The following is a 23,332-nucleotide window of genomic DNA, read 5'->3' as shown; positions in this document are numbered from 1 at the left end:
GGGTAAATCTGATTTCCTTGTCCCTCCATCAACACCCCTTGTCGCTCATGCAGAATCGCCCGCCTTCATTCTGCAGAGACACATCGGATGTTCGCGCCTGCCAATCAACCGCGTTTCACGTTGACCCTCGACGGCGTCCAGAATGAGCTCAAGGTGCTTGAGTTCACGGGCAAGGAAGCCATCAGCCAACCCTACCGTTTTGACCTGGAACTGGTCAGTGAGCGACCCGACATAGAGCTCGAAAGCCTGCTGCATCGTCAGGCGTTTCTGAGTTTCGATGCGCAAGGTTCCGGTATTCATGGTCAGATCTTTCGCGTCGGCCAAAGCGATTCCGGGCACCGTCTGACGGGTTACCAGATCAGTCTCGTACCGCGTCTGGCGTATCTCGACCGGCGTATCAATCAGCGGATCTTCCAGCACAAAAGTGTGCCGACGATCATCACGCAAATCCTCAAGGACCACGGCATCCAGCGCGACGCCTTCGAGTTCCGGCTCGGCAGTGACTACCCCGATCGCGAGTACTGCGTGCAATACGCTGAAAGCGATCTGGCGTTCATCCAGCGCCTGTGTGCCGAGGTCGGCATTCACTATCACTTCCAGCACAGCCCCGACGGGCACCTGTTGGTGTTCGGCGATGATCAGACGGTTTTCCCCCGTCTGCCCGAACCGACGCTGTACCTGCCGGGCAGCGGGATGGCTGCGGATGCGCCGGCGATCAAGCGTTTCAATGTACGGCTGGAAACCCGGACCACCGCAGTCACCCGTCGCGACTACGACTTCCAGAAACCGCGTTTGCAACTCGAAAGCCGCCTCGACAGCGAACAGCGGCCGGCGCTGGAGGACTACCACTTTCCCGGTCAATTCACCGACCGTGAACACGGCAAACACCTGACTCAGCGAGCGCTGGAGCGGCACAGCGCGGATTACCGTCAGGCCGAAGGTCGCGGCGATGAATCCGCATTGGTCAGCGGGCATTTCCTATACCTGGCCGAACACCCGCGTCAGGCGTGGAATGACCTGTGGTTGATCACCGAAATAGAACACCGCGGCCGTCAACCGCAGGTACTGGAGGAGTCAGCCACCAGCGACAGCCCGGATGATTTCCAGGGCTATCGCAATACGTTTCTGGCGACGCCGTGGGACGTTTCTTTTCGCCCACCGCTGGGCCCGGAAAAGCCACGGATGCTCGGCTATCAACCCGGCGTAATCACCGGCCCGACGGACAGCGAAATCCATTGCGACGAGTACGGTCGGGTCAAGGTTCAGCTCGCCTGGGACCGTGACGGTCAGCTCAACGAACACTCCAGTTGTTGGCTTCGCGTCGCCACTGGCTGGGCTCATGACCGTTACGGCAGCGTGATGATTCCGCGCGTCGGCATGGAAGTGCTGGTGGGGTTTATCGATGCCGATGCCGACAAGCCACTGGTGATGGGCTGCCTGCCCAACGCCGCGACGCCTGTGCCCCTCGATCTGCCGGCGGACAAGACCCGCAGTATTTTCCGCAGCCAAAGCAGTCCCGGTGGCGGCGGTTACAACGAATTGCGCATCGAGGATCGCAAAGGGGCCGAGGAAATCTACCTACGCGCCCAGCGCAACTGGACTCAGCACGTCCTTAACGATCAACAGGTGCAGGTTGATAACCAGCGCAGCATCGTCGTCACCGGCACCGCCCGCCATGAGTTGAAGGCCGACGAAAAGCGCATCACCCATGGCCAGCGACAGACCGAAGTGCGGTTGGACGATCACCTGGTGGTGGTCGGCGATCGGCACATTCGCGTGAGCAATCAAGCCCTCAATGCCAGTCAGCAATTCCACGTCAGCGCCGGCCAACAAGTGGTCATCGACGGCGGCGCCAGCGCGACCATTCAGGCGGGCGGGCAGTGGATCAACATCGGCCCCGGCGGGATTTTCAGCAGCGTGCCGATTCAGGTCGGTGGGGCACCGATGGCGGCCATGGCTTCCGCGCCGAGCTTGCCGGATATGCCGTTGAAACTTGCAGCAGCCCCGGCGGCGCTGCTCAGTGCCGCGCAGATTCTCAGCCTGCAAAGCGATGCGCCGTTCTGCGAAGAGTGCGAGCGCTGCAAGGGCGGTGTCTGTGCTGCCTGATGTTTTGTCGCCTCGCGCCTGGCTGGAGCGCCAGCCACTGCAACCGTCGGAGCAACTGTTCGCGATTTTCAGCAGCGCCAGTGCCGCTGAACCGTTCAAAACCTGGCAACGCTCGATCACTGCACAAGCGCCGAGCCCGATCTGGGCCGGCACTGCCTACGCCGAGTGGGAAGCGGTGATGCCCTATGTCGGAATCGTCACCGCTGACAGTGAGTTTCTGGATTGGGTCGCCGTCACTGAGTCCCGCGATTGGGGTTGGCTGGCGGTGTCTTGCGCCACTCAAGAGGCGTTGGTCGAGCATTTGCGCAGCCTCACACAAGTTCTGATGCCCAACGGCAACGCGGTGTTTTTCCGCTATTGGGATGGGCGCTATGTGCTGCCGATTCTGCAATCTGCCGAGGTTAACGCTGCGCAACTGATGCCGGTGATCGGGCGTTGCCTGATCAATGGCCAACCGCTGGATATCGGTGGTAGTGCGCTGAAAACCGCCAGGGTTTTCCCCTGGTGGGAAGTATCTGAATCGCTGCTCAACCACCTCGCCACCAAGTCCGCGACAACGAATATCAACAACCTGCTGAAGTGGTTGAGCGAGGACCGTCCAGACCTGTTCGCAGCGTTTTCCGAAAGTGTTTTGCGGCACAAGGTCGCGAGTTTTCTTGAGGCGCCGGACCTGCCCCATGCACCGAAACAAGCGTTGGTGGATTACCTGATGACGGAGCTGGACTGATGGATCAGATTGTGCGCATCGAGCAGGAGCTCGACAGTTTTCCGGACACCCTGTCCCTCTACCGTGAACAACTAAAGCACTGGTTCAACCAGGCCGCCGACAAGGCCAGCCATGTGGTGGATCTGCCGTCGCTGATGGGCATGGAACGGATCATCAGATTCGGCAATACCAGCACCGTAGTGAGCAGTGGCGACGACGACTTTCTCTCCACCGTCGTGCAGTGCCCGAAAGGCGGAAAGCTCGAAATCGAGAGCAAGTTCGAATCGGTTTATGACATTCCCGTGGGGAACATTCAGGTCGATGTGATTGCGGTTGAGGGCGGGGAATCGACGCCGGTCACGCTCGATGAACACGGTAAGGGACAGTTCACCGGTACACCCGGCAAGTTCTACCGTATTCACATTCACAACGAAGTCACACCGCAGCACGTTGAAGATCTTTTCTCTTCCTACGATGGCCTGACGAAGGAGCTCGACAGCTGGCTGCGTGAGGAATGGCAGACGTTCAAGCCGAAGTGGTCGCAATCGTCTTCGGTGGCTGTAGGCAATGGAATGCTAGCGGGCAGTTGGGCAGCGATCGAGGGCGTGTGGGACAGCATCGGCCTGCTGTCAGACATTCTCAAGGATCCGGCGAAGTTTGGAGAGCGGTTGGGCGAAAGCGCCGCAGAGCTGGAAAAGCTCGCCAAAACCGCGCCGGATGTCATGGAAAAAGCGCAGTTGCTAGTCAGTGACGAAGCAGCGCTGTGCCTGCTGGTGCGCTGCGCCAGCCTCTGGCTGGACATGCTGCCACCCAGCGAAATTGCCGGCAAAACCGCCGAAGCGGTGTCGATGGTGGTGGTGCAGCTGCTGATCGATATCCTGATTGGCCTCGTCCTGACGTTCGCCGGGGCGGGCGCCGGCATCGCCTATCTGACGATGCGTTTGGCTGATCGAGCTGCGCAGTTGATCAGTGCCGTTGTGCGTCTCGTGAAGGCGATTTTCACGATCATCAATAACTTCATCGGCTATGTCGACCGCTACAAAAAAGTCGCCGCCCGTGGCATTGCGGCGGGCCTGAAAAAAGGCCGGATGCAACTGCGCTGGGATGCCAAACGCAACACCACACTGAAAAAAACGAACACCACGACGACTCCCCGGATCAGGCGAAAAACCCCAACGGCGACAGCGCCACCTGTGCACCGTCGACCTGCAAAAATGGCTGCCCAGTGTCGATGGTCACCGGCGAAGAACTGCTGACCCTCACCGACGGTGCGCTGGACGGCATCCTGCCGTTCGACTTCACCCGACTCTATCGCACCAGCGCCGCCGAGATCGACTGCGGCCTCGGCTTTGGCTGGAGTCATTCGCTCGCCCATCGGCTGGAAATCGACGGCGACCAGGTCATCTGGATCGACCACGAAAACCGCCGCACCACGTTCCCGCTGCCGAGCAGCGAACGCCCGGCGATCCACAACAGCCTGTCGCGCGCGGCGATTTACCTCGGCGATGACCCCGAGGAACTGATCCTCGCCCAGGCCGGTGATGAAGTGCGGTTCTACCACTTTTACAACGGTCGACTGACGGCCATCAGCGACGCGTACGACAACCGATTGCGCATCACCCGCGACCGCCAGGAACGCATCCAGCGCCTCGACAACGGTGCCGGCCGTGCCTTGCTGTTGCGCTACGACCGCGCCCACCTGATTGCCGTCGACTACCAATGTTTCCGCCCGGCCCAGGCCCTCGCCGAGGCGTGGCACACCGAACAAACCTTAGTCAGTTACCACTACGACGAACGCGATCAACTGATCGAAGCGAGCAACGCCGCCGGGGAAAGCGAGCGTTACGACTACGACGACCAGCACGTAATTTTGCAGCGGCAACTGGCCGGTGGCGCAAGTTTCTTCTGGGAGTGGGAACGGTCTGGCAAGGCGGCCAGATGTATTCGCCACTGGGCGTCGTTTGCGCAGATGGACACGCGCTATGTCTGGGATGACCAGGGCAGCGTCACGGTCCGGAACATCGACGGCAGTGAAGAGGTTTACGTCCATGACGACCGGGCGCGGCTGGTGCGCCGGGTTGGGCTGGATGGCGGCGAACAGCTCAAGGCCTACGACGAGCAGGGCCGAATGGTGGCCGAGCAGGATCCGTTGGGGGCCGTCACCGAATACCGTTACGACGACGTCGGACGGCTGGTGGCGCTGATTCCACCGCAAGACGAACCGACGGCCTACGAGTATCGCAACGGTTTCCTGCATGCGCGCTATCGCGGTCAGGCGGTGTGGAAATACCAGCGCAATGCCCAGGGTGATGTCACCGAGGCGACCGATCCCGACGGTCAGGTCACCCATTACCACTACGACCCTCAGGGCCGGTTGCTGTCGGTCCGCTACCCGGACACCAGTCGGCATGTCTTTGTCTGGAATGCCTTGGGTCAGTTGCTTGAGGAAACACTAACAGATGGTGGGCAGCGAACGTTTTCCTACGATGCGCTGGGACGGCAGACGACTCGTCAGGACGAACACGGTGCGCTCACCCAGTATCAATGGGATGCCGTCGGCCGACTGGTCCAGGCGACATTGCCGACCGGGGCCACCCGGGCGTTCAGTTACAACGCCTACGGCAAGATCACCGCCGAACGCGATGAACTGGGTCGCGTCACCCGCTACGAATACGTCGACGATCTGCATCTGGTCAGCCGCCGGATCAATCCCGACGGCACCCAGCTCCAGTACCGCTATGACAATGCGCAGCTGCTGCTCACGGAAATCGAAAACGAATCCGGCGAACACTATCGGCTGGACTACACACCCAACGGCTTGATCCGACAGGAAACCGGTTTCGACGGCCGCCGCACCGCCTACGTCTACGACCTCAACGGCCATCTGCTGGAGAAAACCGAATTCGGCGATGACGGCTCGCAGCTGGTTACCGGGTACGAGCGGGATGCGGAAGGACGGCTGTTAGTCAAAACCTTGCCCGACGGCATCAAGGTCGAATACCGCTACGACAGCCTCGGCCGATTGGTCAGCGTCGACGACGGTCACGATCACCCGCTGGAGTTCGAGTACGACCAACAGGACCGCCTGATCACCGAGCATCAGGGCTGGGGAACGCTGCGCTATGGCTACGACGCCTGCGGCCAGCTCAACCGCCTGCGCCTGCCGGACGGCAGCAAACTCGACTACCACCACGCCAAGGGTGGTGCGCTGACGGCTATCGACCTTAATGGCACACGTCTTACAAACCACACGTACAAATCCGGTCGAGAACTACAGCGCCAGCAAGGCCTGCTGCTCAGCGAATATGCCTACGACGAACAGGGCCGGCTAAAGGCCCACGCCGTCAGTCAACAGCAAAAAAGCCTGTACCGCCGCGACTATGCCTACAGCCTCAACGGCAATCTCGACCACATCGCCGACACCCGCCACGGCCAGCGCAGTTACCAGTACGACCCGCTGAACCGGCTGACCCGCGTCCGCCACACCCGCGACGACCCACCGGAAAGCTTCGCCCACGACCCCGCCGGCAACCTGCTGATGCAGGACCGCCCCGGCCCGACGACCGTCAAAGGCAATCGCCTGCTGATGCAAGGCGACCGCCATTACGACTACGACGCCTTCGGTAACCTGATCCGCGAACGCCGTGGCACCGCGCAAAAACTCGTCACCGAATACCGCTACGACTGCCAGCATCGGCTCATCGGTGTCACCACCCCGGACGGTCGTTGCTCAAATTACCGCTACGACGCCTTCGGCCGTCGTATTGCCAAAACCGTTGACGGCCACACCACCGAATTCTTCTGGCAAGGCGACAACCTCGTCGCCGAAAGCGGCCGCGAGCATTACCGCAGCTACGTCTACGAACCCGGCACCTTCCGCCCGCTGGCCATGCTCGACGGCAAAGGCCCGAAAAAGGCCTGCCCGTTCTACTACCAGCTCGATCACCTGGGCACACCGCAGGAACTGACGGATTTTGGCGGCGAGATTGTCTGGTCGGCGAAGTACAACGCCTACGGCAAAGTCACGGACCTGGCACTCGGTGGAGGCGAGCAGCTTGACCAGCCACTACGTTTCCAGGGGCAGTATTTCGACGCCGAGAGCGGTCTGCACTACAACCGGCATCGGTACTATGATCCGGACGTTGGTCGGTACCTGACGTCGGACCCGATCAAGCTGGCGGGTGGGCTGAATCAGTATCAGTACACCCCGAATCCAACGGGTTGGGTTGATCCGTTGGGGTTGAGCGGGAATTGTCCGCCGCCCAATAAGCCAGGGTGTGGGGCGCCGGATGATACGACTGGCGCTAAGGTTGATGAAGGTGAGCCGCCGCTGCCGAAGCTGACAGGTGATCAGCGGAGGGCGCGGATTGATGAGCTGGCGGAGTCGAATGCTTATCGGCGTTTATATGAGATGGAACAGGCCACAGAAGGTGCTCATTTTCTAGAGAAGCATGGCAAGCAGACCAGCTTGGAGTCTCAACGTCAGCGGGTGATGACGGGAAGGAACCCCACAACTGGCGTTATTGAAAGGTACACACGCGGAAGGAAGGCTGGTCAGCCCAAAATCCCTAGTGCCGCAACACGTTTTATTAGCTATAGAGATCAGTTGAACGCTATTCATCGTGCTCAGCTAATATTCAGGCGAAATGGTCACGCGGCATCTAAGGAGCCAATGAATATGGGTAAGAAAATTGGTGAAGGATACAAGCGAGGCGGATTGGAGTTTTGGGGAGCAAACAGATGCGGTTGCCATATTGAATGGAGCTGGTGCTCCAATAACTACTTATGCGGATTTTTGAAAATGAAGCGTCCCCCAAAGCTTTCAATTTTGCGCGGCCTGCTTTTTCTATTTGATATCGACAATGTAGATAGCGATGAAAGAGAAGAGGTCATAGTATCTAAGGATGTTAATAATGAGGGGGAGCTCGCTGAGCTGTTCGACATACTTATGAGGCCTGAGTTCGTTTCCTATAGTGCTAGTGATCGCGAGTGGTATATCGATACGTTAACTTATTATTTGGGGGTTGGTGAGAGCTTTGATTCGATCTTCGATAAGATAACTACTTACTTTGATGATGAGGTTGAGGATCGGCGGAAATTTATGCAGGTTCTTTTGGAGTGTTTGTTGCGATATCAAGCTGAAATTGTAAAGCTCTAATGTTGGGTCTTGTTGATATAAATCTTAGGCGAACGTTATCGGGTTGATAATCTGTCATGCTTTTGGCGGAATTTCTGGGCAAGGTCGTCGGAAGTTTCCTTCAACTCGTATCGGTTTCCATGAACTGGTGTGGAGTGTTTTCCATCGATAGTCTTTGGTGGTCACTGAAGACTCAGTGGCGGGGTGTAGGAACCCTTCAAAGTCGTTGGAAATGTATTAGCGTTGAAGCTTGGTTTGCGGCCGTTAACGTGCGTCCGTAATATCAGTTGCGGCGGTTGTGCGCGGGCACGCTTCGGCGTGGTCGAGTTTTCCAAAGGCCTCGATATTCCTACCCCGCGCATAGCTGCCACCCCAGCCTGTAGGAAGGCTGATGGCAGTTCCTGTTTACTGCCTCTGGAACTTGAAAATGAAAAATCTTCACCCCGACCCACCCTACGAAAAACCAATTCCCCACCCCAAAAGCCGCTTCATGGCCCTAACCGGCAACTGCACCGACATGCCCACGCTATTCGTCGATACCCACGCGCCGCTGGATATTTTGACCGACACTGCCAGCTACCGAATTCGCGCCGTCACTCAGGTGCTGGAAAACATGTCCATGCGCGGTTCGGTCGAGTGTGAATCTTTCATTCTTAGTGATTTTGCCTTGCTCTGTGCCATTTCATTGCGTGATGGGTGTGATGTGCTGGATGTGGTGGGGCGGCGGTTGCGGGCGCGGCCTTCGGAATAACGTCGAGTGGCTTTTGTGGCGAGGGAGCTTGCTCCCGTTGGGCTGCGTAGCAGCCCCAAAACCTGCAATCCCGTTTTGTCAGCTGTACCGAGTGGTTTGGTTTGGCGACTGCTTCGCAGTCGAGCGGGAGCAAGCTCCCTCGCCACAGGTTATGGGGTGGTCTGGATATTTTGGGGCTGCTTTGCAGCCCAACGGGGGCAAGCCCCCTCGCCACAGGGTTTATGGATTGGCGCGGTATTGGGGTTGTACTTGCCCGCTCGGCCGCGAGCCCCTGACGTTCTGCGCCGTACAAGGTAAACTTCCCGGCCTTCGCAGGAGCAGCCATGAATTATCGTCACGCCTTCCATGCCGGCAATCATGCCGATGTGTTCAAACACCTGACTTTGACCCGCCTCATCGCCTTGATGTCGCGCAAGGAGCAGCCGTTTGCCTATCTCGACACTCACGCCGGCATCGGTCTGTATGACCTGCAGGGCGATCAGGCCAGTCGTACCGGTGAGTACCTGGAAGGCATCGCGCGGTTGTGGGATCAGCCGGATTTGCCGGCGCTGACCGCCGATTACATGAAGGTGTTGCATGAGATGAACCCGGATGGCCAGTTGCGCTATTACCCGGGGTCGCCGGAGTTGGCGCGGCGCCTGACCCGGCCGCAGGATCGCGTGTTGCTCAATGAGAAGCACCCGGAAGACGGTCTGTTGCTCAAGGACAACATGAAGGGTGATCGTCGGGTGAAGGTTCACCTGGGTGAAGGCTGGCATGTGCCGCGCGCATTGCTGCCGGTGCCGGAGAAGCGGGCGGTGATGTTGATCGATCCGCCATTTGAGCAGCTCGATGAGATGCAGCGTTGTGCGGCATCGCTGAAAGAGGCGATTGGCCGGATGCGCCAGACGGTGGCGGCGATCTGGTATCCGGTGAAGGATCAGCGGGCGTTGCGGCGCTTCTATCAGGATCTGGCCGGCACGGGCGCGCCGAAGTTGTTGCGGGTGGAGTTGCTGGTGCATCCGCTGGATACGCCGAACAGCTTGAACGGTTCGGGGTTGGCGATTGCCAATCCGCCGTGGGGGCTGGAAGAGGAGTTGCGTGAGTTGCTGCCGTGGTTGTCTAAGAAGTTGGGGCAGACCCAGGGTGGCTGGCAGATGGATTGGTTGATTGCCGAGAGTTAATCAGTTGCATGTGTGGCGTCTAGTCGGACGCCTTCGCGGGCAAGCCTCGCTCCTACAGGTCGGTGTGACCGTAGGAGCGAGGCTTGCCCGCGAAGCTTTTCAGCGTCCGAAATTTAGATCGGGCACGTCACGCCAGTACCGCCAATCCCGCAATACCCCTCAGGATTCTTGGCCAGGTACTGCTGGTGATACGCCTCGGCGTAGTAGAACGTCGGGGCTTCGTCGATTTCAGTGGTGATGGTGCCTTTGCCCGCTTTGGTCAGTTCCGCCTGGAACACTTTCGCGCTGTTCTTCGCCGCTTCCAGTTGTTCCGGTTTGGTGCAGTAGATCACCGAGCGGTACTGGGTGCCGATGTCGTTGCCCTGGCGCATGCCCTGGGTCGGGTTGTGCAGTTCCCAGAACATTTTCAGCAGCTGTTCGTAGCTGACTTTTTCCGGCTCATAGACCACGAGCACCACTTCGGTGTGCCCGGTCAGGCCCGAGCAGACTTCTTCGTAGGTCGGGTTCGGCGTGAAGCCGCCGGCATAACCGACCGAGGTGCTGAACACGCCTTCGCGCTGCCAGAATTTGCGTTCCGCGCCCCAGAAGCAACCCAGGCCGAAGATTGCGAATTCTACGTTGCCCGGAAACGGACCCAGCAGCGGGTTGCCGTTGACGAAGTGTTTCTCCGGAACCTTGATCGGGGTTTCGCGGCCAGGCAGAGCTTGTTCTTTAGTCGGGAGCACGTTTTTGTTCACCAGAATTTCCGAGCGCAGAACCATGATCAGTCCTCTCAGTCAGGTTGAGATGTAAATACAGACTGCCAGTTTGCCCGAGTGTTACGTCGCTGTCAGGCGATTGGGCCGCGCGGGTAGCGTTTGAGCTTTTCGATCAGCTCGGAGCCCGGGATCGGTCGGTCGAACAGGTAGCCCTGGCCGACGTCGCAGCGGTGGCGGCGCAGGAAGGCCAGTTGCTCGGCAGTCTCGATGCCTTCAGCCACGACCTTGAGTTTCAGGTTGTGGGCCATGGCAATCACGGCGGAGGTGATTTCCATGTCGTCCTGGTTGTCCGGGATTTCGTGGATGAAGCTTCGATCGATCTTGATGATGTCGATCGGGAATTTTTTCAAGTAACTGAGCGACGAGTAACCGGTGCCGAAGTCGTCCATCGCCAGGGTCAGGCCCAGACGCTTGAGCTGATCGAGCTGCAAGTGCGTGTCTTCGGTGGCTTCCAGCAGCAGGCCTTCGGTCAGTTCCAACTCCAGCAGGTTCGCCGGCAGCGCTTCTTCCTTGAGGATGTTGGCGATGGACGCCACCAGGTCCGGGTCGGAGAACTGCTTGGGCGACAGGTTGATCGCCACTTGCAGGTTGCCCAGGCCAGCGGCGGTCAGGTCTTTGCTCATGCGGCAGGCCTGACGGGCGATCCATTTGCCGATCGGGATGATCAGCCCGGTTTCTTCGGCCACGCTGATGAATTGGTCCGGACGGATCATGCCTTTTTCCGGATGGTTCCAGCGCAACAGCGCCTCCATCCCCAGCAACCGGCCGCTGCGCAGGCACAGCTTGGGCTGGTAGAACACGTCCAGCTCGTTCTGGGTCAGGGCGCGGCGCAGGTTGTTTTCGACGAACAGTTTGTAGCTGGCCTCGGCGTTCAGCGCTTCGGTGAACACTTGCACCTGGTGTTTGCCGTTGGCCTTGGCCTTGTGCAGTGCCAGGCCGGCGTTGCGCATCAGCGTCTGTGGGTCGCGACCGTGCAGCGGCGCGCAGGCCAGGCCCACGGAGCCGGTGACGCTGATCAACTGGTTGTCGACGAACATCGGTTTGTCGAGGGTTGCCAGCAATTGATTGGCAACCTGCTGGCCCGCCGAGAGGTCAGTGTCGTCCAGCAGCACCGCGAATTCGTTACTGGCAAACCGCGCCAGACTGCCGCTCGAACTCAGGCTGTTGCGCAGGCGCCGCGCCAGGCTGATCAGCAGTTTGTCGCCGGTCTGGTGGCCGAGGCTGTCGTTGATCCGCTTGAAGTTGTCGATGTCCACCAGCAGCAGGCTGATGGGTGTATCGCTGTCTCGGGCGAAGCGCTCATCGAGGTTGCGGATGAACGCCGGGCGGTTGCCGAGGTTGGTCAGGTTATCGGTGTAAGCCAGGCGCTCGATTCGTTGCTGGGCGAGCTTGGTCTGGGTGATGTCTTCGTAGATGCCGATGTAGTGCGTCAGCTCACGGTTGTCGCCGTAGACCTTGGAAATCGACAACTGGCCCCAGTAGGGTTCGAGGTTTTTACGCCGGCTCTTGAACTCGCCCTGCCAGCTGTTGCTTTTGGCCAGCGCCGACGGAGCGTCGAACAGCAGTTCGCTGAGGTTTTCCAGCGCCGGCAGTTCCGACAGCCGCTGACCGTGGACTTCCTCGGTGGTGTACTGGGTGATCGCGGTGAAGCTTGGGTTGACGTACTCCACCACGCCGTCGCAATTGACCAGCAGAAAGGCGTTGGCGCTTTGCTCCACTGCACGCTGGAACAGGTGCAGGGCGCTGGTGGCGGTACGGCGGTTGTGGTTGTTGATGACTTGGGCGAATTGATCCGCCAGTTCGCCGGCAAAGGCGATTTCGTCCGATTGCCAGGCGCGGGTCGCCCCGATCTGTTCCAGGCAGAGCACGCCGACCACCTGGCCATCGACACGGATGCTGGCGTCGAGCATGGCGTTGACGTCGCGCGGGCGCAGGTACTCGGCGATTTCCCGGGTGCGCGGGTCGCGCATGGCGTTGTGGGCGTCGATGGCGCGGCCGGTGTGCAAGGCCTCGAGGTAATCGGGAAAACCACTGGCGTCGATCGGCTTCGGCAGTTGGTGATTGCGGGTGGCACGGTGATAGGCCGAGATTGGCGTCAGTAGCGAGCCATCGAGGTTCCACAGGCTGGCGCAGTCGATTTCATAGATGTCGCAGGCGCTGCGGGTGATCAGTTCGGCGGCTTCTTGCAGGGAGTTGTTGGTGCTATAGCGCTGGCGGGTCAGCAGCAGGATCAGGTCTTGCTGGGCGCGCACCCGGTCCAGGTGCTGCAGTTGTTCCTGCTGGGCACGTTGATTGAGTTCCAGGGCGATTTGCAGGCGTGAGTTCTGGGTTTCCAGATCCAGCGCCGGCAGCAAGGGTTCGCCGTCGAACAGGCCGTCCACCACCATCAGGTAGCCGCGCAGCAGGTGCCGATTGTGTTGTTTGTAGGCTTCGCCCAGTTCCAGCAGGCTCAGAACGCCGGCGGCGGTGTGCAAGGTGTAGCGGATCAGGTAATGCGGGCTTTCGGTGAGTTGCTGCTGGATCGTGTCATGCAGTTGATAGCGCGCTTCGGGCTCCATCAGGCTGGCGTAGGGCGAGCCGACCAGAGCACAAAGCTCCACCGCCGGCAGGCCGAACTGTCGTTCGCAATTAGGATCGAGAAACAGCAGCGCCCAGCTTGGTTCATTCAGCCGTTCGAAACGCAGCATGCCGAGCCGCGAGGGCACAGGCAACTGCGTCACTACCTCGGCCACCATACGGCTGGCGGCATCGGGTTGGCTTTTCATTGAAGGAAACTCGCTTCGAATATGCTGATCGCGCCGGGCTCTCGCCCTCTTTACTGTTGCCTGCGGCAAGGTTGCATCATTGCGACACCGACTGACAAGAGACATGAAGGCCAAGTGCTATAAGAATATGTCGGCAGGCGCACAGTTTTCTCCAGCGAGGCGTCAAAAAGTAATGTTGTGGGCCAAAAGATTGCAGCCCGTAGGGGCTGCCGAAGGCTGTGATCTTTTCGAGGGATCAACGAAATTTGATGCTGATCGACTGCAATGGCTTGCCATCCCGATCGTGATAATTGACGCGAACCTGCTCGGCCTCGACGATCAGATGCGCGAAGTTGTCCTGGCTGATCACCTCGCTGGTCAGTTCATGCCGATAGTCGCCTGCCGCTGTTCGGGCCAGGGCCTGATCGAGGATGAAGGTCGATGCCTTGGCGTACGGCAGCAGTTTGCTGTTGCACAACGGTGAAGACACGATGGTGTGGACTTCAAAATCCGGGTCCTCGCTGTGGGTCAGGCGACTGGTGAGGGAGCCGTGAACATCGCCGGAGATGAACAAGACGTTCTTGATACCGCGTGTACGAATCGTCTCCAGCAGCCGTAGGCGTTGCTCCGGGAAAGCTTTCCAAGCGTCATCGCCGTGAAGTTTACGGTCGGGATAGAACATGACACTGGTGACCACGAATTTGACCCGGGCCGGGTTATTGATCAGCCATTTGAGCAGCGCCTGTTCCTGTTCTTCGTCAAGGATGCGCCGGTCGTTGGCCGACAGATTGCGTCGGGTTCGACTGTCGGTGACAAACCACCCGATATCACCCTCGGAGAACTGATAGCAATACTTTTCCAGTCTTTTGCTTACTTGCCCATTGGCCAGCAGCTCATACGTGGGGCTGTGACTGGCTTGATATAACTCATATGCTGCAATGGCGTTTTTGTATAAGTAATCATCGGCGTTACTTTTGTTGGCGGGCCAGTTGTCTTCTATTTCATGGTCGTCGAGGATCATGTAAGTCGGCATGCCCGACATTAACTTGGAAATATGAGGCTGCGAAAAGGCTGTGCGGTATTTTTTGAGAATGTCCTTGTATTCCCGGTCGGGGGCCACGAGGTTCAAGTCGTCGACGTAAATCTGATCGCCAGTCATCAGCATGGCACTGACGGGCGGTTCGGCGCTGTCCGCCAGGCTGTTGATCGAGGCAAAAATCCGGTCGCCCAACTGTGGGGCCGACGCAATGCCGGCGGTCATTCGCAGGTAACGACACGAGCCGACGATATAGGCCCGTGGCTGGCTGATTTTGCTGGACTGCGTGCGAAAGCGGTAAATCTCCCGTGGCCATTGCAGCGGCAGTTCCTGAACTGTCTCCACGGTATGCACCGGGCTCATGGGGCTGAACCAGCCTGCCTGGTACTCATAGTCGGTGTCGGTGACCAGGTCATTGAGTGCAATGACATCGGACATGTCGCGCAAGACGGACAGTTTTGCAAATGCGCCTTTGGACCAGAGTTTCTCGCCTGTGCGTCGATAACGGATGCCCGCAAATACCAAGGCGTCGTTCTGTAATTCACCGCGCAAGAAAATACGCGCATGGTTAGTTGTGGTATGGCCGATAATTGGGCCGACAGTTGGTTTGAACATGTTCGAATCCATTCGAGGTAATGCTAACTAAGCAAATTAAGTCATCGAGGTTTCTATTAGAAATCTCCGAACTAAGCCTAGTTATTGGCTGGAGAAAAATATCGGGCAGAAGTGGACTGGGGTTGTAGGTGGCGTAAGCCTTAGATGTAGGAATAAGGCACGAAGAGGGTCAATCCCGTAGCAGCAGCCTCGCAAGCTCGACAGCTGCTACATAGGATGCTGAAACGCGGAGGGCTTTCTTCAGGGCAAAAAAAAGCCCCGCCAAATCGACGGGGTTGAGGTACGAGCGTGGCGCTCGGAAAACGTGGAACGCGATTGGCCCTCCGCCAGGGGAGGGCCAGTCGGTGTTACAGCAGGATGGTGCGGATGTCTGCCAGCAGGTCGCTCAGACGCTTGGTGAAGCGTGCAGCAGCGGCGCCGTTGATCACACGGTGATCGTAGGACAGCGACAGCGGTAGCATCAGTTTCGGCTGGAAGGCTTTGCCGTCCCAGACTGGCTGGATGGTTGCCTTGGAAACACCGAGGATCGCCACTTCCGGCGCGTTGACGATCGGCGTGAAGCCGGTGCCGCCAATGTGGCCGAGGCTGGAAATGGTGAAGCAGGCGCCTTGCATCTCGTCCGACGAAAGCTTCTTGGTCCGGGCTTTCTCAGCCAGGGAAGCAGCTTCGGCGGCCAGTTGCAGGAGGCTCTTCTGGTCGACGTTCTTGATGACCGGTACCAGCAGGCCATCCGGGGTGTCGACGGCGAAGCCGATGTTCACGTATTTCTTGCGGATGATCGCTTTGCCGCTTGGTGCCAGCGAGCTGTTGAAGTCCGGCAGTTCCTTGAGCAGGTGTGCGCAGGACTTGAGCAGCAGCGGCAGGATGGTCAGCTTGACGCCGGCCTTCTCTGCAACGGCTTTCTGGGCGTTACGGAACGCTTCCAGCTCGGTGATATCCGCCGAGTCGAATTGCGTCACGTGCGGCACGTTCAGCCAGCTGCGGTGCAGGTTGGCAGCGCCGACCTGCATCAGGCGTGTCATCGGCACTTCTTCGATTTCGCCGAAGCGGCTGAAGTCCACGACCGGAATCGGCGGGATGCCCGCGCCGCCGGTTGCACCAGCTGCAGCGGCCGGAGCTTCCTTGGCCTTCTGCATCATGGCCTTGACGTAAACCTGAACGTCTTCCTTCAGGATGCGACCGTGCGGACCGCTGGCGCCGACAGCGCTCAGCTCGACGCCGAACTCGCGAGCCAGTTGACGCACGGCAGGGCCGGCGTGAACTTTCGCGCCAGGCTTGGCAGGAGCAGCAGCCGGGGCAGCAGCAGGAGCGGCGGCAGCCGGAGCGGCAGCGGCAGGCGCTGGAGCACTCGGCGCGGCAGCGGCAGTCGGAGCCGGGGCTGCAGCAGGTGCCGCGCCTTTGACTTTCAGCTTCAGGATCAGGTCGCCGGTACCGACTTCGTCATCCAGCTTGATGGAAATGCTTTCCACCACGCCAGCGGCAGGCGATGGGATTTCCATGCTCGCCTTGTCGGATTCCAGGGTGATCAGCGACTGATCGGCGGCAACAGTGTCGCCAGCCTTGACCAGTACTTCGATGATCTTGGCCTTGCCCGCCGAACCGATGTCCGGGACGTGAATGTCCTGAACGCTGTCGGCAACCGGTGCAGCCGGAGCCGCGGCGGCTGGCGCCGGAGCAGCGGCAGCAGGCGCAGCAGCCTGGGCAGGAGCGGCAGCAGCAGGGGCCGCAGCACCCGCCACTTCCAGATCCAGAATCAGGTCGCCCGTGCCGACTTCGTCGTTGAGCTTGACGCTGATGGCCTTGACCACGCCAGCAGCGGGCGAAGGGATTTCCATGCTGGCCTTGTCGGATTCCAGGGTGATCAGCGACTGATCAGCCTCGACGGTGTCGCCGACCTTGACCTGGATCTCGATGATCTGGGCCTTGCCCGACGAACCGATGTCCGGCACGTGCACTTGCTGGATGCTGGCAGCAGCCGGCGCGGCAGCAGGCGCCGCTGGCGCAGGTGCGGCAGCCGGTTTGGCTTCAGCTTTGGCAGCTGGCGCAGCAGCCGCAGCAGCCGCAGCAGCCGCAGCAGCCGCAGGGGCTGGCGCAGCGGCACCTTCGACTTCCAGTTCCAGCAGTTCGTCGCCTTCTTTCAGGCGATCGCCCAGCTTCACTTTCAGGCTCTTGATGATGCCGGCCTTAGGCGCAGGCACTTCCATGCTCGCCTTGTCCGATTCCAGCGTCAGGATGCTCTGATCGGCTTCGATACGGTCGCCGACCTTCACAAACAGTTCAATTACTTCACCTTCACCGCTGCCGATGTCAGGTACGCGAATGAGTTCGCTCACAGAGTGTCTCCTCAGCAGTCCAGTGGGTTGCGTTTTTCCGGGTTGATGCCGAACTTGGCGATGGCTTCAGCCACCACTTTAGGTTCGATGTCACCACGGTCAGCCAAGGCTTCCAGGGCTGCCAACACCACGAAATGACGGTCTACTTCGAAGAAGTGACGCAGCTTCTTGCGGCTGTCACTGCGGCCGAAACCATCGGTGCCCAGGACTTTGAATTCCTTGGACGGGACCCACTGACGAATTTGTTCAGCGAACAGCTTCATGTAGTCGGTAGAGGCAATGACCGGACCTTTACGGCCGTTCAGGCACTCTTCGACGTAGCTCAGCTTAGGCTTCTGGCCAGGGTGCAGACGGTTAGTGCGTTCAACGGCCAGGCCATCGCGACGCAGTTCGTTGAAGCTGGTAACGCTCCATACGTCGGCGCCGACGTTGAACTCTTCACGCAGGATCTTCGCCGCTTCACGGACTTCACGCAGGATGGTGCCGGAGCCCATCAGCTGAACGTGGTGCGCCGCTTCGCGGGTGTCTTCCTCGAGCAGGTACATGCCTTTCTTGATGCCTTCTTCGGCACCGGCCGGCATGGCTGGCTGCTGGTAGGACTCGTTCATTACGGTGATGTAGTAGAAGACGTCCTGTTGCTCTTCGGTCATCTTCTTCATGCCGTCCTGAATGATCACCGCCAGCTCGTAGCCGTAGGTTGGATCGTAGGTGCGGCAGTTCGGGATGGTCGCGGCCAGCAGGTGGCTGTGACCGTCTTCGTGTTGCAGGCCTTCACCGTTCAGGGTGGTACGGCCGGCGGTGCCGCCGATCAGGAAGCCACGGGTACGGCTGTCGCCAGCGGCCCAGGCCAGGTCGCCAATACGCTGGAAGCCGAACATCGAGTAGAAGATGTAGAACGGCAGCATCGGCTGGTTGTGGCTGGAGTACGAAGTACCGGCAGCGATGAAGGAGCTCATGGCGCCCGCTTCGTTGATGCCTTCCTCGAGGATCTGGCCCTTCTGGTCTTCCTTGTAGAACATCACCTGGTCTTTATCGACTGGCTCGTAGAGCTGGCCGACGGAGGAGTAGATGCCCAACTGACGGAACATGCCTTCCATACCGAAGGTACGGGCTTCGTCCGGGATGATCGGTACGATGCGCGGGCCGATTTCCTTGTCCTTGACCAGTTGCGCGAGGATCCGCACGAAGGCCATGGTGGTGGAGATTTCGCGGTCGCCCGAGCCGTCCAGGATCGCCTTGAGGGTGTCCAGTGGAGGGGTCGGGATGTTGAAGCTCTTGGCGCGACGCTGAGGCACGAAACCGCCCAGTGCGGTACGGCGCTCGGCCAGGTAGCGGGCTTCGGCGCTGCCTTCTTCCGGTTTGAAGAATGGCAGGTTCTCCAGCTCTTCGTCCCTGACCGGAATATCGAAACGATCGCGGAACAACTTCAGGCTGTCGACATCGACTTTCTTGGTGTTGTGCGCAGTGTTTTTCGCTTCGCCGGCACCGGTGCCATAACCTTTGATGGTCTTGGCCAGGATGACAGTTGGTTGTTCCTTGTGGTTGACCGCTTCGTGGTATGCCGCGTAGACCTTGTACGGGTCGTGGCCGCCACGGTTGAGCTTCCAGATCTCGTCGTCGGACAGATCGGCAACCATCGCCTTGAGTTCTGGCGAGTTGAAGAAGTGTTCACGCACGAACGCGCCGTCTTTGGCTTTGTAGTTCTGGTACTCGCCGTCGATGACTTCGTCCATGCGGCGTTGCAGGATGCCGTCGACGTCCTTGGCCAGCAGTGGGTCCCAGAAGCGGCCCCAGATGACTTTGGTCACGTTCCACTGAGCACCGCGGAACACGCCTTCGAGTTCCTGGATGATCTTGCCGTTGCCGCGAACCGGGCCGTCGAGGCGCTGCAGGTTGCAGTTGATGACGAAGATCAGGTTGTCCAGCTTTTCGCGGCCGGCCAGGGAGATCGCGCCCAGGGATTCCGGCTCGTCGCACTCGCCGTCGCCCAGGAAGCACCAGACTTTCTGTTTGCCTGGCTGGATGAAGCCACGGTGTTCCAGGTACTTCATGAAGCGTGCCTGGTAGATCGCCTGGATCGGGCCCAGACCCATGGATACGGTCGGGAACTGCCAGAAGTCAGGCATCAGCCATGGGTGTGGGTAGGACGACAGGCCCTGACCGTCGACTTCCTGGCGGAAGTTGTTCATCTGGTCTTCGGTGATGCGGCCTTCCATGAATGCACGGGCGTAAACGCCTGGCGAGGTGTGGCCCTGGAAGTAGATCAGGTCGCCGCCGTGTTCGTCGGTCGGGGCCTGGAAGAAATAGTTGAAGCCGATGTCGTACAGGGTTGCGCTGGAGGCGAAGCTGGAGATGTGACCGCCCAGGTCAGAATCTTTCAGGTTCGTGCGCATCACCATGGCCATCGCGTTCCAGCGTACCAGCGAGCGAATGCGGCGTTCCATGAACAGGTCGCCAGGCATGCGTGCTTCGTGGGTAACGGGAATGGTGTTGCGGTATGGCGTGGTGATGGCGTAAGGCAATTGCGAACCGCTACGGGTTGCGAGTTCGCCCATACGGGTCATCAGATAGTGAGCACGGTCTTCGCCTTCTTTGTCGAGAACCGATTCCAGGGCGTCCAGCCATTCCTGGGTTTCGACGGGATCGAGGTCTTGCATGGCTTGCTCCAGGGCGGAAAGGCTTCCAGAATCGGTTGCCTGAGTTTGCGACTGGCCTTGTGGGCAGACGATATAAATTCTTGGATTGCCGATAGGTTGTTCCGGCGGCGTGTAGTTTTACTACAAATCTTCGGGCATTTCAGCCTTTCGAATGTATAGACGAGTAGTAAAACTACAGATGATTGGCTTGTGGCCTCCGGCTGCGTTGTGAGAATAATCGTTAAGGTTGGTCTTTTGCCAATCGAAAAAGGTGGAAGCTTGATGATCGCTGCCAAAAATAAAGAAATTTCAGCTATTTCTAACCTTTGTTCGACAGTCAGTCACGTAGTGTGTTTTCACGAATCACTACATGCAGCCCTTCACACGCCGATCAAGGATAGACCATGAGCCTCCCTTCGCTTGCCGAACTACCCGATGGGCTCCTGCCGTTAGTCACCCGCGCCGAACAGTCGTTTCGTACGACAGTCGGGGTTCTTCCCGATGACCATGGCCTGTCTGCCTGGACGCCTGAGCGCTGGGCGCAATTTGCCCGCGTCGCCGCTGCCAGCGACTTTGTGATTGAGCAGAGTCTGCGTGACCCTTTGATGTTGCTGGAACTGGTGCAGTCCGGCGAACTGGACCGCGCCTTGGCACCGGGCGAGTTGTGCGCACAGATCGCCATGGCGGTGAGCGCCGCCGAAACCGACGACCAGCTAGGCCGTGCCCTGCGCCGCCAGCGTAATCGTCACCAGGTGCGGATCATCTGGCGCGACCTGACTCGCCAGGCCGATCTGGTGCAGACCTGTCGCGACCTCTCGGACATGGCCGATGCCAGCATCGATCAGGCCTATCAGTGGTTGTACTCGCGGCATTGCCAGCAGTTCGGTGTGCCCACCGGGCGGCGCAGCGGCGAGCCGCAGCAGATGGTCATCCTCGGCATGGGCAAGCTCGGCGCGGTGGAGTTGAACCTGTCGTCGGACATCGACCTGATCTTTGCCTACCCCGAGGGCGGCGAAACCGTCGGCGTGAAGCGTTCGCTGGATAACCAGGAGTTTTTCATTCGCCTCGGCCAGCGTTTGATCAAGGCGCTGGACCCGATGACTGTCGACGGTTTTGTGTTCCGCGTCGACATGCGCCTGCGGCCTTATGGTTCGTCCGGCGCTCTGGTGCTGAGCTTCAATGCGCTGGAGCAGTATTACCAGGATCAGGGCCGTGACTGGGAACGCTACGCGATGATCAAGGCGCGGGTGGTGGCTGGTGATCAAGTGGCTGGCGCCCAGTTGCTCGAGATGCTGCGGCCGTTCGTTTACCGGCGTTACCTGGACTTCTCGGCCATCGAAGCGCTGCGCACCATGAAGCAGTTGATCCAGCAGGAAGTCCGGCGCAAGGGTATGGCCGACAACATCAAGCTTGGCTCCGGCGGCATCCGTGAAGTCGAGTTTATCGCCCAGGCCTTCCAGCTGATTCACGGTGGTCGCGACCTGAGCCTGCAGCAGCGTCCTCTATTAAAAGTACTGAGCACCCTGGAGGGGCAGGGCTATCTGCCGCCGGCGGTGGTCAGCGAACTGCGCCAAGGCTACGAATTCCTGCGTTACACCGAGCACGCGATTCAGGCAATTGCCGACCGCCAGACCCAGATGTTGCCGGACGGCCCGCAGGATCAGGCGCGCATTGCCTTCATGCTCGGGTTTGCCAACTGGACGGCATTCCACGAACAACTGATGTACTGGCGTGGCCGGGTGGCCTGGCACTTTGGTCAGGTGATTGCCGATCCCGATGAAGAGCAGGGCACCGAGAGCGAAGTGGTGGTCGGCGGGGAATGGCTGCCGCTGTGGGAAGAAGCCCAGGACGAAGAAGCCGCGTGCCGCCAGCTCGAAGAGGGCGGTTTCGCCGATGCCGCCAAGGCGCTGAAAGCATTGGCCAGTCTGCGCAGCAGTCCGCAATTGCGTGCCATGCAGCGCCTGGGGCGGGAACGCCTCGATGCTTTTATACCGCGCTTGCTGGCCCAGGCCGTGGAGCACGCCAATCCCGATCTGGTGCTGGAGCGCGTGCTGCCACTGGTTGAAGCGGTGGCGCGGCGTTCCGCCTATCTGGTGCTGCTGACCGAAAACCCCGGTGCGCTGCGCCGTCTGCTGACACTGTGCGCGGCGAGCCCGTGGATTGCCGAACAGATCACGCGCTTCCCGTTGCTGCTCGACGAATTGCTCAACGAAGGCCGGCTGTTCAAGCCGCCGCTGGCGCCGGAACTGGCGGCCGAGTTGCGCGAGCGTTTGACGCGGATTCCCGAAGACGACCTCGAACAACAAATGGAAGCCCTGCGGCATTTCAAACTGGCGCACCGCTTGCGTGTCGCAGCTTCGGAAATTGCCGGTAGCCTGCCGTTGATGAAAGTCAGCGATTACCTGACCTGGCTTGCCGAAGCGATCCTCGAACAAGTGCTGGCCCTGGCCTGGCGCCAGACGGTGGCCAAGTACGGTACACCGCTGCGCACCGATGGCAGCGTGTGCGACCCTGGATTCATCATTGTCGGTTACGGGAAAGTCGGCGGCCTGGAATTGGGGCACAGTTCGGACCTGGACCTGGTGTTCATCCATGACGCGGATCCGCAAGCGGAAACCGACGGCCCGAAACCCATCGACGGTGCACAGTTCTTTACCCGGCTCGGGCAGCGGATCATTCACTTGCTGACGGCTCAGACCAACTCCGGTCAGCTATATGAAGTGGACATGCGCCTGCGGCCGTCCGGTGCTTCCGGTTTGCTGGTGAGTTCATTGGGCGCGTTTGCCCGGTATCAGGAGAACGAGGCCTGGACCTGGGAGCACCAGGCGCTGGTGCGGGCGCGGGTGCTGGTGGGTAGTCAGGATGTCGGCCAGGCATTCGAGAAGGTTCGCGCGACGGTATTGGCCAAATCGCGGGACCTGTCGACCTTGCGCCAGGAGGTCAGCGAGATGCGCGCCAAGATGCGCGATAACCTCGGCAGCAAGAGCACGGCGGCAGGCACGGCGGCAAATGCCTTCGAAGCCACGGCGCCGTTCGATCTCAAGCAGGACGCTGGAGGTATCGTCGATATTGAATTTATGGTGCAATACGCGGCTCTGGCGTGGTCTGAAACACATCCGTCATTGCTGCGCTATACCGACAATATCCGCATTCTGGAAGGGCTGGAGGAGGAAGGGTTGATACCCGCCGAAGACGCCAGCCTGTTGCGTGAGGCTTATAAAGCCTACCGCTCCGCCGCTCACCGGGAGGCCTTGCAGAAGGACTCCGGGGTAATACCGGGCGATCAGTTCGTGGATGAGCGACGGCAGGTCATGCGGATCTGGCGTGAGCTGGGGTTAAGCTGAAGC

11 protein-coding genes and 1 pseudogene are annotated in these 23,332 nt (G+C 59.6%); 7 read left to right on the top strand and 5 right to left on the bottom strand.

Annotation, left to right across the window (positions count from 1 at the left end; genetic code table 11):
* Positions 1-87: 87 nt before the first annotated feature.
* The 6 genes and pseudogenes from AC07V0_RS04975 (at position 88) to AC07V0_RS04950 (ending at position 9,863) form a co-directional block, all read left to right on the top strand.
* Complete coding sequence (locus AC07V0_RS04975) at positions 88-2,106, top strand: type VI secretion system Vgr family protein (protein ID WP_495019460.1); 2,019 nt, start codon at positions 88-90, stop codon at positions 2,104-2,106.
* On the top strand, positions 2,096-2,833 hold the full coding sequence (locus AC07V0_RS04970; protein ID WP_495019459.1) for a DUF4123 domain-containing protein: 738 nt from the start codon (positions 2,096-2,098) through the stop codon (positions 2,831-2,833). Before AC07V0_RS04975 ends, AC07V0_RS04970 begins: the two co-directional genes overlap by 11 nt.
* Positions 2,833-7,611 (top strand): annotated as a pseudogene (locus AC07V0_RS04965) (RHS repeat-associated core domain-containing protein). The gene AC07V0_RS04970 and the pseudogene AC07V0_RS04965 overlap by 1 nt, the downstream one beginning before the upstream one ends.
* Before the next feature lie 2 nt (positions 7,612-7,613).
* Positions 7,614-7,970: a hypothetical protein gene (locus tag AC07V0_RS04960; protein ID WP_028940182.1), complete on the top strand. Its 357-nt coding sequence runs from the start codon at positions 7,614-7,616 to the stop codon at positions 7,968-7,970.
* A 406-nt stretch (positions 7,971-8,376) separates the two neighbouring features.
* Positions 8,377-8,700 carry a hypothetical protein gene (locus AC07V0_RS04955; RefSeq protein ID WP_258614406.1) on the top strand — a complete coding sequence of 108 codons (324 nt, stop codon included), beginning with the start codon at positions 8,377-8,379 and terminating at the stop codon, positions 8,698-8,700.
* A 323-nt stretch (positions 8,701-9,023) separates the two neighbouring features.
* The gene (locus tag AC07V0_RS04950; protein WP_495019458.1) at positions 9,024-9,863 is read left to right on the top strand and encodes a 23S rRNA (adenine(2030)-N(6))-methyltransferase RlmJ; all 840 of its coding nucleotides are present in this window, start codon (positions 9,024-9,026) and stop codon (positions 9,861-9,863) included.
* A 113-nt stretch (positions 9,864-9,976) separates the two neighbouring features.
* Here the strand turns inward: AC07V0_RS04950 and msrA are convergent, their stop codons facing one another.
* The 5 genes from msrA to aceE all read right to left on the bottom strand — a co-directional run bounded on the left by msrA (position 9,977) and on the right by aceE (position 20,006).
* Positions 9,977-10,624 (bottom strand): peptide-methionine (S)-S-oxide reductase MsrA, encoded by a 648-nt coding sequence (gene msrA, locus AC07V0_RS04945; protein WP_305423978.1) that lies wholly within the window; start codon positions 10,622-10,624, stop codon positions 9,977-9,979.
* Between the two features lie 68 nt (positions 10,625-10,692).
* Positions 10,693-13,386, bottom strand: coding sequence for a putative bifunctional diguanylate cyclase/phosphodiesterase (locus AC07V0_RS04940; RefSeq protein WP_018928565.1), 2,694 nt, complete (start codon positions 13,384-13,386; stop codon positions 10,693-10,695).
* Between the two features lie 235 nt (positions 13,387-13,621).
* The gene (locus AC07V0_RS04935) at positions 13,622-15,016 is read right to left on the bottom strand and encodes an alkaline phosphatase D family protein (protein ID WP_495019457.1); all 1,395 of its coding nucleotides are present in this window, start codon (positions 15,014-15,016) and stop codon (positions 13,622-13,624) included.
* Positions 15,017-15,363: 347 nt separating this feature from the next.
* On the bottom strand, positions 15,364-17,349 hold the full coding sequence (gene aceF, locus AC07V0_RS04930; protein WP_495019456.1) for a dihydrolipoyllysine-residue acetyltransferase: 1,986 nt from the start codon (positions 17,347-17,349) through the stop codon (positions 15,364-15,366).
* A gap of 11 nt (positions 17,350-17,360) precedes the next feature.
* Positions 17,361-20,006, bottom strand: coding sequence for a pyruvate dehydrogenase (acetyl-transferring), homodimeric type (gene aceE / locus AC07V0_RS04925; RefSeq protein WP_018928562.1), 2,646 nt, complete (start codon positions 20,004-20,006; stop codon positions 17,361-17,363).
* A gap of 383 nt (positions 20,007-20,389) precedes the next feature.
* Between aceE and glnE the strand changes: the two genes are divergently transcribed.
* Positions 20,390-23,329, top strand: coding sequence for a bifunctional [glutamate--ammonia ligase]-adenylyl-L-tyrosine phosphorylase/[glutamate--ammonia-ligase] adenylyltransferase (gene glnE / locus AC07V0_RS04920; RefSeq protein ID WP_018928561.1), 2,940 nt, complete (start codon positions 20,390-20,392; stop codon positions 23,327-23,329).
* Positions 23,330-23,332 lie beyond the last annotated feature (3 nt).

It is taken from the genome of Pseudomonas sp. GW821-FHT01E10, assembly GCF_059422365.1.
The sequence above is the reverse complement of the archived record's forward strand: the minus strand, read 5'-3'. Positions and strand labels throughout refer to the sequence as shown.

Excerpts from the sequence above, each read along its gene's own strand:
- AC07V0_RS04975 (WP_495019460.1), top strand. The coding sequence starts at position 88 with ATGTTCGCGCCTGCCAATCAACCGCGTTTCACGTTGACCCTCGACGGC.
- aceE (WP_018928562.1), bottom strand. The coding sequence starts at position 20,006 with ATGCAAGACCTCGATCCCGTCGAAACCCAGGAATGGCTGGACGCCCTG.
- AC07V0_RS04935 (WP_495019457.1), bottom strand. The coding sequence starts at position 15,016 with ATGTTCAAACCAACTGTCGGCCCAATTATCGGCCATACCACAACTAAC.
- AC07V0_RS04955 (WP_258614406.1), top strand. The coding sequence starts at position 8,377 with ATGAAAAATCTTCACCCCGACCCACCCTACGAAAAACCAATTCCCCAC.
- msrA (WP_305423978.1), bottom strand. The coding sequence starts at position 10,624 with ATGGTTCTGCGCTCGGAAATTCTGGTGAACAAAAACGTGCTCCCGACT.
- glnE (WP_018928561.1), top strand. The coding sequence starts at position 20,390 with ATGAGCCTCCCTTCGCTTGCCGAACTACCCGATGGGCTCCTGCCGTTA.
- AC07V0_RS04950 (WP_495019458.1), top strand. The coding sequence starts at position 9,024 with ATGAATTATCGTCACGCCTTCCATGCCGGCAATCATGCCGATGTGTTC.
- AC07V0_RS04960 (WP_028940182.1), top strand. The coding sequence starts at position 7,614 with ATGAAGCGTCCCCCAAAGCTTTCAATTTTGCGCGGCCTGCTTTTTCTA.
- AC07V0_RS04940 (WP_018928565.1), bottom strand. The coding sequence starts at position 13,386 with ATGAAAAGCCAACCCGATGCCGCCAGCCGTATGGTGGCCGAGGTAGTG.